The sequence below is a fragment of the Erwinia sp. QL-Z3 genome (assembly GCF_004551645.1).
Lineage (GTDB): Bacteria > Pseudomonadota > Gammaproteobacteria > Enterobacterales > Enterobacteriaceae > Erwinia > Erwinia billingiae.
This window is the reverse complement of the sequence record NZ_CP037950.1, coordinates 3,981,510-3,994,077: the sequence shown is the minus strand read 5'-3', so window position 1 is coordinate 3,994,077 and position 12,568 is coordinate 3,981,510. Positions and strand designations below refer to the sequence as shown.

The 12,568-nt window shown below is 54.6% G+C and carries 10 protein-coding genes, 1 pseudogene and 1 other annotated feature; of the genes and pseudogenes, 3 read left to right on the top strand and 8 right to left on the bottom strand.

Features of this window, described 5'->3' with window-relative positions:
- Positions 1 to 146 precede the first annotated feature (146 nt).
- From trpA to E2F51_RS19060, 5 genes and pseudogenes are all read right to left on the bottom strand, one after another.
- Complete coding sequence (trpA, locus tag E2F51_RS19085) at positions 147 to 953, bottom strand: tryptophan synthase subunit alpha (RefSeq protein WP_013202401.1); 807 nt, start codon at positions 951 to 953, stop codon at positions 147 to 149.
- On the bottom strand, positions 953 to 2,143 hold the full coding sequence (trpB, locus tag E2F51_RS19080; RefSeq protein ID WP_013202400.1) for a tryptophan synthase subunit beta: 1,191 nt from the start codon (positions 2,141 to 2,143) through the stop codon (positions 953 to 955). Before trpB ends, trpA begins: the two co-directional genes overlap by 1 nt.
- Positions 2,144 to 2,193: 50 nt before the next feature.
- Positions 2,194 to 3,555 carry a bifunctional indole-3-glycerol-phosphate synthase TrpC/phosphoribosylanthranilate isomerase TrpF gene (gene trpCF, locus E2F51_RS19075; protein WP_134824264.1) on the bottom strand — a complete coding sequence of 454 codons (1,362 nt, stop codon included), beginning with the start codon at positions 3,553 to 3,555 and terminating at the stop codon, positions 2,194 to 2,196.
- Between the two features lie 2 nt (positions 3,556 to 3,557).
- Positions 3,558 to 5,150: pseudogene (trpD, locus tag E2F51_RS24120) on the bottom strand (bifunctional anthranilate synthase glutamate amidotransferase component TrpG/anthranilate phosphoribosyltransferase TrpD).
- Entirely contained in the window at positions 5,150 to 6,712 is a 1,563-nt protein-coding gene (locus E2F51_RS19060) for an anthranilate synthase component 1 (protein WP_134824263.1), read from the bottom strand. The pseudogene trpD and the gene E2F51_RS19060 overlap by 1 nt, the downstream one beginning before the upstream one ends.
- Before the next feature lie 25 nt (positions 6,713 to 6,737).
- Positions 6,738 to 6,837 (bottom strand) — a sequence feature (Trp leader region).
- Positions 6,838 to 6,959: 122 nt separating this feature from the next.
- Here E2F51_RS19060 and E2F51_RS19055 point away from each other — a divergent pair.
- Entirely contained in the window at positions 6,960 to 7,871 is a 912-nt protein-coding gene (locus E2F51_RS19055; protein WP_013202394.1) for a PHP domain-containing protein, read from the top strand.
- A gap of 33 nt (positions 7,872 to 7,904) precedes the next feature.
- A complete protein-coding gene (locus E2F51_RS19050) occupies positions 7,905 to 8,525 on the top strand; it encodes an L-threonylcarbamoyladenylate synthase (RefSeq protein ID WP_134824262.1) in 621 nt (206 codons plus the stop codon).
- A gap of 98 nt (positions 8,526 to 8,623) precedes the next feature.
- Here the strand turns inward: E2F51_RS19050 and E2F51_RS19045 are convergent, their stop codons facing one another.
- Positions 8,624 to 9,250, bottom strand: coding sequence for a trypsin-like peptidase domain-containing protein (locus tag E2F51_RS19045; protein ID WP_041692018.1), 627 nt, complete (start codon positions 9,248 to 9,250; stop codon positions 8,624 to 8,626).
- A 915-nt stretch (positions 9,251 to 10,165) separates the two neighbouring features.
- Here E2F51_RS19045 and rluB point away from each other — a divergent pair.
- Positions 10,166 to 11,113: a 23S rRNA pseudouridine(2605) synthase RluB gene (gene rluB / locus E2F51_RS19040; RefSeq protein ID WP_013202391.1), complete on the top strand. Its 948-nt coding sequence runs from the start codon at positions 10,166 to 10,168 to the stop codon at positions 11,111 to 11,113.
- An 83-nt stretch (positions 11,114 to 11,196) separates the two neighbouring features.
- Here the strand turns inward: rluB and cobO are convergent, their stop codons facing one another.
- On the bottom strand, positions 11,197 to 11,787 hold the full coding sequence (gene cobO, locus E2F51_RS19035) for a cob(I)yrinic acid a,c-diamide adenosyltransferase (RefSeq protein ID WP_013202390.1): 591 nt from the start codon (positions 11,785 to 11,787) through the stop codon (positions 11,197 to 11,199).
- The gene (locus E2F51_RS19030) at positions 11,787 to 12,548 is read right to left on the bottom strand and encodes a YciK family oxidoreductase (RefSeq protein ID WP_013202389.1); all 762 of its coding nucleotides are present in this window, start codon (positions 12,546 to 12,548) and stop codon (positions 11,787 to 11,789) included. The genes cobO and E2F51_RS19030 overlap by 1 nt, the downstream gene beginning before the upstream one ends.
- Positions 12,549 to 12,568 lie beyond the last annotated feature (20 nt).

Genomic DNA, 12,568 nt, shown 5'->3' with positions numbered 1-12,568 from the left:
TGTCATTCACTATTTGGCTTAAGCCGTGTGTACAGAATCGCTCTGTCTCAGAAGCTTAGCCAGAGTCCGGAATATTTCCAGCGCAGGATGTAATAAAGAGTGAAAAAATAATGCCTTACCCGGACGGATAAGGCATTTAAGGCAAATTAACGCGTGGCCGCTTTCAGCGAGCTGACGAAAGCCTTCAGTTCAGCCAGCATCACCGGTGGGTTGGCATGGTTTTTCTCGATGATCTTCACCACGGCAGAACCGGAGATAGCACCGGCCGCACCGGCCTGCAGCGCCTCTGTGACCTGGCCTGGCTCAGAGATACCAAAGCCCTGAATGGGAGGAGCGGCATGATACTCGTGCAGCTTATCCACCAGATGCTGCAGCGAATGGCTGACGCCACGGCTTTCCGTGCCGGTTACGCCCGCACGGGACAGCAGGTAGGTGTAGCCACGGCCATGAGAAGCAATCTCACGCAGCAGGTCATCACTGGCGTTAGGCGGACAGATAAAGATCGGTGCCACGTTGTGACGCATGGCTGACTGACGGAACGGAGCAGACTCTTCAATCGGCACGTCGGCGACCAGCACCGAATCCACACCCACTTCTTCGCAACGCGCATAGAAGTTATCGATGCCGTTGGAGAATACCAGGTTGGCGTACATCAGCAGACCAATCGGGATCTCCGGATATTTCTGGCGAATGGTTTTCAGCATTTCAAAGCATTGTGATGGTGTCACGCCGGCCGCGAAGGCACGCAGGGCTGCACCCTGAATCGTTGGTCCATCCGCCAGCGGATCCGAGAATGGGATGCCTAACTCCAGCGCATCTGCGCCGCCTTCTACCAGCGCATCAATGATCTGCAGGGAGAGTTCCGGCGTGGGATCGCCCAGCGTCACGAAAGGGACAAACGCACCTTCTTTCTTCTCAGCAAGGCGTTTAAAAAGCAGGTCGTAACGCTCCATTAAATTTCTCCCTTAGCGGTCAGAATGTCATGAACGGTGAAGATATCTTTATCGCCGCGTCCGGAAAGATTTACCACCAGAAGCTGTTCTTTCTCTGGCGCGTCACGCATCATTTTCAAGGCGTGGGCAAGGGCGTGGGAAGATTCCAGCGCCGGGATGATACCTTCGCTGCGACAGAGGATTTTAAAGGCATCCATCGCTTCATCATCGGTAATCGAAACATATTCCGCACGACCGATGCTGTTCAGATAGGCGTGCTGCGGGCCGACTGAAGGGAAGTCGAGGCCTGCAGAAATGGAGTAGGACTCTTCAATCTGTCCATCCTCGGTCTGCATCATTGGCGACTTCATGCCAAAGTAGATGCCCACGCGGCCATGTTTTAACGGCGCGCCGTGCTCACCAGACTCAATACCGTGACCGGCTGGCTCGACACCAATCAGGCCGACCGACGCGTCATCGATGAAATCAGCAAACATTCCGATAGCGTTCGAGCCGCCACCGACACAGGCGATCACCGCATCCGGCAGGCGACCTTCGCGATCGAGGATCTGCGCTTTAGTCTCTTCACCAATCATGCGCTGGAATTCGCGAACGATAGTGGGGAACGGGTGCGGGCCCGCAGCGGTGCCAAGCATATAGTGTGCAGTATCATAGCTGCCGGACCAGTCGCGCAGCGCCTCATTACAGGCATCTTTCAGCGTTGACGAACCGCTGTGTACCGGGATCACTTCTGCACCCATCAGACGCATTCTGAAGACGTTAGGCGACTGACGTTCGATGTCCTTGGCGCCCATATAAATGCGGCATTTCAGACCCAGTAACGCGCTGGCTAAGGCAGAAGCAACGCCGTGCTGTCCGGCGCCGGTCTCCGCGATGATTTCGGTTTTGCCCATGCGCTTGGCCAGCAACGCCTGTCCCAACACCTGGTTGGTCTTGTGCGCGCCACCGTGCAGCAAATCTTCACGTTTCAGGTACAAACGGGTTTTGGTGCCCGCGGTAAGGTTCTTACACAGCGTCAGCGCGGTAGGGCGACCGGCATAGTTTTTCAGCAGGTCGGTAAATTCAGCCTGAAATTCCGGGTCGCGCTGGGCGCTGACAAAGGCTTCTTCCAGCTGATTCAGGGCTGGCATCAGGATTTGCGGCACATACATGCCGCCAAACTCACCAAAATAGGGATTTAATAAGGTCATTTCGCTTCTCTTATCGTTACAGGGGCCGCAGTTTGTCGCCGCCCCAACGGTCAGTACGCCTTCAGGGTATGGAACACCGAGGCAATCTTCGAGGCATCTTTAATTCCAGGGGCACTTTCCACCCCGGAATTGAAATCAAGACCGGCACAGCCGAGCTGGGCGGCTTCAACACAGTTGTCTGCACCCAGACCACCGGCAAGCAGCACATTGTTCAGCGATTCGCCCTGCAGCAGGGACCAGTCAAAGCGTTTGCCGCTGCCGCCGTTACCGTTATCCAACACGTAACGATCGATGTGTGGCCAGTCACGGGCAGGGAGCGATTCTTTGATGCTGAAGGCTTTCCAGATCTTCACCGTTTCAGGCAGTTCGGCGCGCAAGGCGGCAACAAATGCCGGGTCTTCATCGCCGTGCAGTTGCACCGCCTGCAGGTTAAGGGCATCAGCATAAGTGACAATGTCACTGACGGTGTTATTACGGAACACGCCAACGTACTTCAGCGGTGCGCCAGCCATGACCAGACGGGCCTGCTCAACATCTACCTGACGAGGAGAACCTTCGGCGAAGATCAGTCCGCCAAAAATGGCACCGGCTTCATGCGCGCTGCGGGCATCTTCTTCACGCGTCAGCCCACAGACTTTGTTGTCACCGAGGATCACCCTGCGAATCGCAGCAGAGAGGTCGTCTTCGGACATCAGGGCAGAGCCAATCAGGAAGCCGTTAGCAAAATGGCTAAGGTCGCGCACCTGAGAATAACGGTTAATACCGGATTCACTGATCACCGTAACGCCATGCGCCACTTTAGGCGCGAGGCGACGCGTGCGATCCAAGTCGATCGACAGGTCGCGCAAATCGCGGTTGTTGATGCCGATGACTTTTGCGCCTAATGCGGTAGCGCGTTCAAGCTCTTCATCACTGATCACTTCCGTCAGCACGCCCATATTCAGGCTGTGCGCCACGGCCGCTAGCTGGCGGTACTGGTCATCATTCAATACTGAAAGCATCAGTAAGATGGCATCAGCCTGATAGAAACGTGCCAGGTACACCTGATACGGATCGATCATAAAGTCTTTACACAGTACCGGCTGGGTGATCGCGGCACTGACGATTGGCAGGAAATCAAAACTTCCCTGGAAATATTTCTCGTCGGTCAGTACTGAAACCGCAGACGCGTAGTGCTTGTAGATCCCGGCGATGGTCGCAGGATCAAAGTCTTCGCGGATCAGCCCTTTGGACGGCGAGGCTTTTTTGCATTCAAGAATGAAAACGGTCCTGGCGCCCTGCAGCGCATGGTAAAAGCTGCGGGTGGACGGTTTGACGTCATTTTGAAAGGAGGACAGCGGCTGCTGTTGCTGGCGTTCGCTCAACCAGACCGCTTTGTCCTGCACAATTTTATTCAGTACGGTTTCCTGCATGATTATCCTCTTGCTGCCAGAGCGACAACGCGCTCGTAAGCCTGACCACTCCGTATGGTGCGCAGCGCGTGCTGAGCATTCTCACGTAAATCTTCATGACCAAAAATTTTCAATAGCAGAGCGACGTTAGCGGCAACCGCTTCTTCGTGCGCGCGCTCGCCTTTACCCTGGAGTAATCGGGTCAGAATGTCACGGTTTTCTTCCGGCGTTCCACCTGCCAGCGCCTCCTGCGGGTAGCTGTTCAGACCAAAGTCTTCTGGCGTCAGCTGGTAGCTGGTAATTTCGCCTTCGCGCAGTTCCGCAACGTGGGTTGCGCTGTGCAACGCCACTTCATCCATGCCGCCGCCGTGAACCACCGCAGCACGCTGATAGCCTAACACTTTCAATGTCTGCGCAATCGGCAGCACCAGCTCAGGGCTGTAAACGCCAATCACCGCCAGTGGCGGACGCGCCGGGTTGATCAGCGGACCAAGCACGTTGAATATTGTGCGGGTCTTTAACTGCTGGCGAACCGGCATCGCATGGCGGAAGCCGGTGTGATACTGCGGCGCAAACAGGAAGCAGACATTCAGATCATCCAGCGCCTGACGAGCCTGCTCAGCCGGCAGATCCAGACTGATGCCGAAAGCGGCCAGCAAATCAGAGGAACCGGATTTGCTGGAGACGCTGCGGTTACCGTGCTTGGCGACTTTCAGGCCGCAGGCCGCGGCCACAAAGGCGCTGGCGGTCGAAATATTAATGCTGTTGCTGCCGTCACCACCGGTACCGACGATATCGGCAAAGGCATACTCCGGGCGCGGGAAGGGTTTCGCATCTTCCAGCAGTGCGGTTGCGGCACCGGCAATTTCCTCCGGACGTTCGCCGCGGACTTTCATCGCAATCAGCGCGGCGGCCAACTGAGTGGGTTCCAGCTGTCCGGTAATAATGGCTGAAAACAGCTGGTGGCTTTCCGCCTGCGTCAGGGTGTTGGCCTGGTAAAGTTTTTCAAGAATAGCGTTCATCAGTGTCTCCTTGTTTTACGCCAGCGCCCAGGCGAGTGTTTGTTCCAGCAAAATTGCGCCTTGCGTGGTGAGAATGGATTCCGGATGGAACTGGAAGCCACAAACCCGGTCCTTATCGTGACGAACGGCCATCACCATGCCATTAAAGGTGGCGTTAACCGTCAGCTCTTCTGGCACGTTGCTGCCGACCAGCGAGTGATAGCGGGCGACGGGCAGTGGGTTGGTCAACCCGGCAAACATGCCGCAATCGTCATGCGCAATCGCCGACGCCTTACCGTGCAGGATTTCGCCTGCCTGGCCCACATGGCCGCCGTAAGCCTCCACAATCGCCTGGTGGCCTAAGCAAATGCCGATAATCGGCAGGCGGCCGCGCAGGCGGGTCAGCATTTCTGGCATACAGCCCGCTTCAGACGGCGCGCCAGGGCCAGGTGACAGCATCAGCACCGGATTTTCCATGCTCTGCAGGCGTTCAATCAGCGTATCTGCAGGCACGTTGTTCCGATAAATCACCACGTTATGGCCAAAGGCGCGTAACTGGTCGACGAGGTTGTAAGTAAACGAGTCAATATTGTCGAGCAGCAGAATATCGGCCATCAGAAAATCTCCTTGCAGTGATGTGCGGTTGCGATAGCGCGCAACACTGCGCGAGCTTTATTGCGGCTCTCATCGGCTTCAGCCTGAGGCACAGAGTCCAGAACCACGCCGGCGCCGGCCTGAACCGTTGCCACGCCGTCTTCCACATAGGCTGAACGGATAACAATACAGGTATCCAGATCGCCGCTGGCGGTGAAGTAGCCCACCGCGCCACCGTAGCTACCGCGACGGGTGCCTTCCGCGCCGGCAATCAGCTGCATCGCACGCACTTTCGGCGCGCCGCTCAGCGTGCCCATATTCATGCAGGCGCTGTAAGCGTGCAGCACATCCAGATCTTCACGCAGGGTTCCCACCACGCGTGACACCAGATGCATCACAAACGAGTAGCGGTCGACTTTGGTCAGGTCGGCAACGTAGCGGCTGCCGGGTTCACAAATCCGGGCCAGGTCGTTACGCGCCAGGTCAACCAGCATCAGATGCTCAGCCAGCTCTTTATGGTCAGTCCGCATTTCCAGCTCGATGCGGCTGTCCAGATCGCGATTCAGGGACCCATCCGCGTGGCGACCGCGTGGGCGCGTACCGGCAATAGGATAGATTTCAATTTGACGGCTGATGGCATCATATTTCAGCGAGCTTTCTGGTGACGCGCCGAACAGACTGAAGTCCTGATCCTGCATAAAGAACATATAAGGACTTGGGTTGCTGTTTTTCAGCGTGTCATAAGCGGCCAGCGGAGAAGGGCAAGGCAGCGAGAAGCGGCGGGAAGGCACCACCTGGAAGATCTCTCCAATGCGGATAGCGTCCTGCATCTGGCGAACCACTGCGCAATACTCTTCATCACTCTGGTTGACGCTCAGCGCCATCTCTTCAACCTGCTGAACCGGCAGCGGGTGAGCAGGTTGCAACATCTGAGCGTGTAACTGTTCGATACGGCTTTGCAGACGTAAGAACTCGTTTGGGGCAGGCGTAAACAAAGAAGCCTGCAGGCGCGCCGTCTGGTTTTGATGGTCAATCACCAGCAGGGTTTCGGCCAGATAGAAGCAGTAATCCGGGCAGCGTTGCTGGTTCTCCAGCGCCGGCAGGTCTTCAAAACTGGCGACCAGGTCATAGGCGAACAGACCGCCTAACAGCACAGCTTTGCGCTCTTCTGCCGGGCTGTTAACCAGCTGCGGGATCAGGCGCAGCGCATCAAACACCGAGGTGGCTTTCAGGCGGGAATCTTCATCCTGCACTTCGGTGTTGGCCGGGAAGGTCAGTTCGCGCCCATCGGGGCGGACGGTGCTGATGACCGAAGCTGGCAGTGCGGCATCAAGCAAAGGCAGGATGGCGCGGCCATTCTCTGAAAGCGCCTGAACGGTCACGCTGTTTCCCAGCGCCTTGATGCGCAGCGCGCTGTCGACGATCAGCAGGCTTTGCAGATTTTTTTTGCTGTCGATGTCAGCAGACTCAAGCAGCAGCGTAGCCGGGCGCGCACCACACAACTGATGAAACACGGCGGCCGGATCCTCGCGATAAGGTGCGTTGCCGGTAATCAACTTCACTGTAGGTTTGGCATTTTGCATGAGGTCTGTTCTCTACATTTTACTAAAAAAAAGGCCCGCTTTTGGCGGGCCTGGGTATCTGCACAACGTCTGGTTGCGTGCATGACTCCTTCGCCCATTCAGGGAGAAGTGCGCCACCAACCAGTCATCATCGTCTGTGTCATAGTCATGATTGCGATACCCTTTCATGTGAACTTGCGTACTAGTTAACTGGTTCGCGGTAAAAAAGTCAATACTCTTTTTCCCCGCGCAGATAATTCTGGGTATCATGCTGCGACATTTATCCGCCAACGCCGGAGCCGTTTTGACCGATCCAACCCCGCTGAATCCCTACCCAATTTATGATCTACACAGCCACACCCGTGCTTCCGATGGGCTGCTTACGCCTGAAGAGCTGGTATTGCGGGCGGTAGAGCATCGCGTTGGCGTGCTGGCAATTACCGACCACGACACCATTGACGGTGTGCAGCCCGCGCGTGAGGCGATTGCTAAGCATCAGCTGCCACTGAAGTTAATGGCCGGGGTGGAAGTCTCGACGCTGTGGGAAAACCACGAGATTCATATTGTCGGCCTGGGCGTCGATTGCGCCAGCCCGATCCTGACCGAATTTCTACAGCAGCAAACCGAACGCCGCATGGCGAGAGCCGAACTGATTGCTGAGCGTTTAGAGAAAGCACATATCCCCGATGCGCTGGCCGGCGCGCTGGCGCTGGCAGAAGGTGGCGCCATCACCCGTGGACACTTTGCCCGCTTCCTGATTGCGCAGGGCAAGGCCGATAATATGGCGCAGGTTTTCAAAAACTACCTGGCCCGCGGCAAAACCGGTTACGCTCCGCCACAGTGGTGTACAATTAAACAAGCCATTGATGCCATTCATCATTCTGGCGGGCGCACCGTACTGGCCCATCCAGGTCGATACGGGCTTTCTGCCAAGTGGCTGAAGCGACTGATCGCTCACTTCAGTGAAGAGGGCGGCGATGCGATGGAAGTGGCTCAGTGTCAGCAGGCGCCGAACGAGCGCACGCAGCTGGCACGTTATGCACAGGATTATCAACTCGCGGCCTCGCAAGGCTCTGATTTCCATCAGCCTTGCCCGTGGATCGAGTTGGGAAAAAAATTATGGCTTCCGGGTGGCGTCGAAGCAGTCTGGCTTCGCTTCCCGGAAATCGCACCCGAGTGATCTCTCTGCGGTGCGTCAGATAAGAGGTTAGTTATGAGTCAATTTTTCTATATTCATCCGGAAAACCCGCAGCCAAGACTGATTAAGCAGGCCGTTGAGTTACTGAATAAAGGCAGCGTGATTGTCTACCCGACGGATTCGGGGTATGCGCTGGGATGTAAGCTGGAAGATAAAAGTGCGATGGAACGGATTTGTAAGATCAGGAAGCTGGATGGTAACCACAACTTCACGCTGGTTTGCCGCGACCTGTCTGAGTTATCGACCTATGCGCATGTGGACAACACCGCTTTCAGGCTGATCAAAAACAATACGCCAGGCAACTACACCTTCATTCTGAAGGCGACCAAAGAGGTGCCACGCCGTTTAATGAACGACAAGCGTAAGACGATTGGACTGCGTGTACCGTCGAATCCGATTGCGCTGGCGCTGCTGGAAGCACTGAATGAGCCGATGATGTCGACGTCGTTGATGTTACCCGGTAATGACTTTACCGAGTCGGATCCGGAAGCCATTCAGGACAGCATTGGTAAGCTGGTGGAGTTGATTATTCACGGCGGCTATCTTGGGCAGCATCCCACCACGGTGATCGACCTTACCGAAAATACGCCAGAAGTTGTGCGTGAGGGTGTCGGCGACGTCCAGCCGTTCTTATAATATTAGCGGGCTCACCAAAGGAATTATTCTTCGGTGGGCCCGGATTTAATAAGCTTCATTTAATCGTCCGTTAAATGTGTGAATCCATCTTATTTGCGTTAAGTCGTCGACTTGGTCAGCCAGTCCTTAAAGTCTTCATACGGAATATAAAGCGAGACATCCTTAAGAGGAACTGCTGAATTCTTGTGGCGTTTTATCTCTTTGGTGAAGCCAACGATCACACCGCCAATGGTGTCATCGTGATTATAAACGGCACCGCCTGACATCCCTTTTACCACGCCCGCATTCGAAACCATCGCCACGCATGGGCGTTTATTCCATTCATTACGAATACCAGTCAGGGCCAGATTTACCCCAGACGATTCCACCGGCATGGCGCTAATAAAGCTGTAGCCGTACATCTTTACCGGGTCGCCAATTTCGCCATTACGGAATTTGGGTAAGGATTTAAGATCGTTCTTATGATAAATAATCGCGAGGTCGCAATAGGGATGGTAGGCCTTTACTTTTTCTACAGAAAGCTTCGCCACGTGGGCCGCGGTGAGGCTGTACTCAGGGGTGATGGGGATGCTGGTGCCAAGCGCGCCGATGCCCAGGATGGTGGGGATCCCGGTAAAGTTCATATCGACACGTTTCATGGCTTCACTGCTGTACTCATATTTACCGACAGAGCAGCCGGTCAGCATTAGCACAGCTAATGCCGGAAGGGTCATTATAGTTTTCATGATGATCACACTTAGTCGGACACGTCAGTAAATCCCTGGTGAAGATAGATGACGTGTAATGCCGATGCTGACACAAGTTCAGCGTATTTTTTTGAGGAGTCGGGCTCCTCTTTTATTAATAAACTAGCAATAAGTCTTATGTTTTAAATTTTACGTACTTAAACTAAATTATAATATTTATTTAACAATCCAGTTAATTCATTACCGAATTGCTTGAGTGAATTCTACACAAACTTATTAATGCCGCAAATATAATAAATGCACGGCAGAGTTAAAAATAGTGATGATCAAGATTTAACTCAACCTTCTATATAATTGGTCTGAATATTTTGATTTAACCTGACTTATATCAAGGTGCATTTTAATTACGACAGAACAATCTGCTATTGTTGCATTTAAAAGTGGTGTTAACAGCTATCGATACTTTTAAAGCTGGTTGAGTCAGCTACATGATGGTCTATTTGGCTTTATCTTCATGCGAAAACGAGCGCTGGCGGGCGTTAAGGCTTAATGACAAGGATCATTATTATCGGCGAAATCCATCTAATATTATTTAACAGGTTAGTAACATTGGTTATTTTTTCCAATGAAATCATTAGCGTGACAGCGGGTTTGTGGCAAGCCTCTGTTAAGTCAGACAAATGAGTCTGTCCGGCGGTAATGGCTGATTGCGTTGTCGCCGCGACGGTAAAACGGCCTGTTTCGTTGCGGTGAAACTGATGTATCTGCGAGGGTGTTGAAACACGCGCATACCGTTATCAATAGAAGTCAACTTAGTGTAGAATGCGCTTCCCCTGAAAAAGGGCAGAGGATCGGTGGTGTGCATCGCGCAGGGCGCGGCACAGCAACCTCTGCTGCTGTCACGGGCCACTTGAATAGCATGACGCCTGGGAAGGCGACACAGAGGTTAGCGCCATGAGCGAAAAATTACAGAAAGTATTAGCACGCGCCGGACACGGTTCCCGCCGCGAAATTGAAACCATGATTTCTGCCGGACGCGTCAGCGTGGACGGCAAACTCGCCACGCTGGGTGACCGCGTGGACTCCAGCCCTTCTATTAAGATCCGCGTTGATGGCCATCTGGTCTCCGTAGCAGAATCCACCGCAGAAGTTTGTCGTGTACTGGCGTACTACAAGCCAGAAGGCGAGCTTTGCACGCGTAACGATCCTGAAGGGCGTCCTACCGTATTTGACCGTTTACCCAAACTGCGCGGCGCGCGCTGGATTGCCGTTGGCCGTCTGGATGTGAACACCTGCGGTCTGCTGCTGTTTACCACTGATGGTGAACTGGCCAACCGTCTGATGCACCCAAGCCGTGAAGTTGAAAGGGAATATGCCGTGCGCGTATTCGGCGCCATTGATGATGATAAAATCCGTCAGCTGAGCCGTGGCGTTCAGCTGGAAGATGGCCCGGCCTCTTTCAAAACCCTGAAATTCACCGGCGGTGAAGGCATCAACCAGTGGTACACCGTTACCCTGACCGAAGGCCGTAACCGCGAAGTGCGTCGTCTGTGGGAATCCGTCGGCGTGCAGGTTAGCCGTCTGATCCGTACCCGTTACGGCGACATCCAGTTACCGAAAGGCTTGCCACGTGGCGGTTGGACTGAGCTGGAGCTGGCTCCAACCAACTATCTGCGTGAACTGGTCGACTTGCCGCCAGAAATCACCAGTAAAGTTGCGGTAGAAAAAGATCGCCGTCGCACCAAAGCCAACCAGATCCGCCGTGCGGTTAAGCGCCACTCGCAAGTTGCGCCGGGTAGCCGTCGCCCTTCGGGCAAAGCATCCGGTAAAGCGGCTGCGGCTAAACCCGCAGGCAAATCTTCAGCGCGTACCTCAGGCAAACCGTCCGCTAAACGGGGTTAAACGCCGGTAACCTGACCTGAAGAAAAAACCCCCTGATGTTTTGCATCAGGGGGTTTTTTATTTGCTAGCAGGCACGACATTCGTTACCAGTCGATGCCTTGCTGAGCCTGAATGCCGGCATCAAAAGCATGCCTCGTCGGTCGCATCTCGGTAATGGTATCTGCAAGATCCAGAATGTCACGGTGACAACCTCTGCCAGTGATAATCACGCTTTGATGAGCAGGGCGATTAGTCAGCGCGGTGAGGACCTCTTCCAGCGGCAGGTAATCAAAACTGACCATATAGGTCAGCTCATCCAGCACCACCAAATCCAACGTCTCATCTTGCAGCATGCGCTTGCCGTGCTGCCACACCTGCAAACAGGCTGCTGTATCGGTTTCGCGGTTCTGGGTGTCCCAGGTAAAGCCAGTGGCCATCACCTGAAACTCGACGCCATGCGGCTCCAGCAAATTCCGCTCGCCGTTAGGCCATTCACCTTTAATGAACTGGATCACACCCGCGCGTTTCTGGTGGCCAACCGCACGTGTGGCGGTGCCAAATGCTGCAGTGGTTTTGCCTTTGCCGTTTCCGGTAAAGACCATCAAAATGCCGCGCACTTCCGTCGCTGAGGCGATACGCGCATCGACTTTTTCTTTTAACTTTTGCTGGCGCTGCTGGTGCCGATCTTCTGTCATTATTCGGCTGCTCCAGGTTTACGTCCAGGTTGGGCATCGTAGCTGATCCCGGTTTTACGCTTGCTGTCATCGCCCATCAGGAACAGATACAGCGGCATGATATCAGCCGGCGTTTTCAGCTTGTTGGCATCTTCTTCCGGGAAGGCACTGGCGCGCATTTTGGTGCGCGTGCCGCCAGGATTGATGCAATTAACCCGCAAATGTTTGCTGTCGTATTCGTCAGCCAGCACCTGCATCATGCCTTCAGTGGCGAATTTCGACACGGAGTAAGCTCCCCATCCGGCGCGGCCCTGGCGTCCCACGCTGGACGTGGTAAACACCAGCGAGGCGCAAGAGGATTTAAGCAGCAACGGCAGCAGCGCCTGGGTCAGAAAGAAAGTGGCATCAATGTTGACGCGCATCACCTGCTGCCAGACCTGAGGATCCTGCTTTTCCATGGACACAATATCGCCCAGCAGGCCGGCATTGTGCAGCACACCATCGAGGCGCGGCACATGTTGCGCCACCTCTGCGGCCAACTGCTGGCAACGCGCGGGAGAAGCCTGCTCTAAATCCAGAATGAACCACTGCGGTGCCGGCTTACCGGTCGCCGCAATGTCATCGGCCACGGCCTGCAGTTTCTCTGCATTACGGCCCAACAGGACGACCTCAGCACCATAACGTGCATAGGTCACGGCGGCCTCGCGGCCAATTCCATCGCTGGCTCCGGTGACCAGAATGATTCGGCCAGTGAGCAGGTTGTCTTTAGGTTGATAGTACACGTTGAATTCCTCTGGCGGTG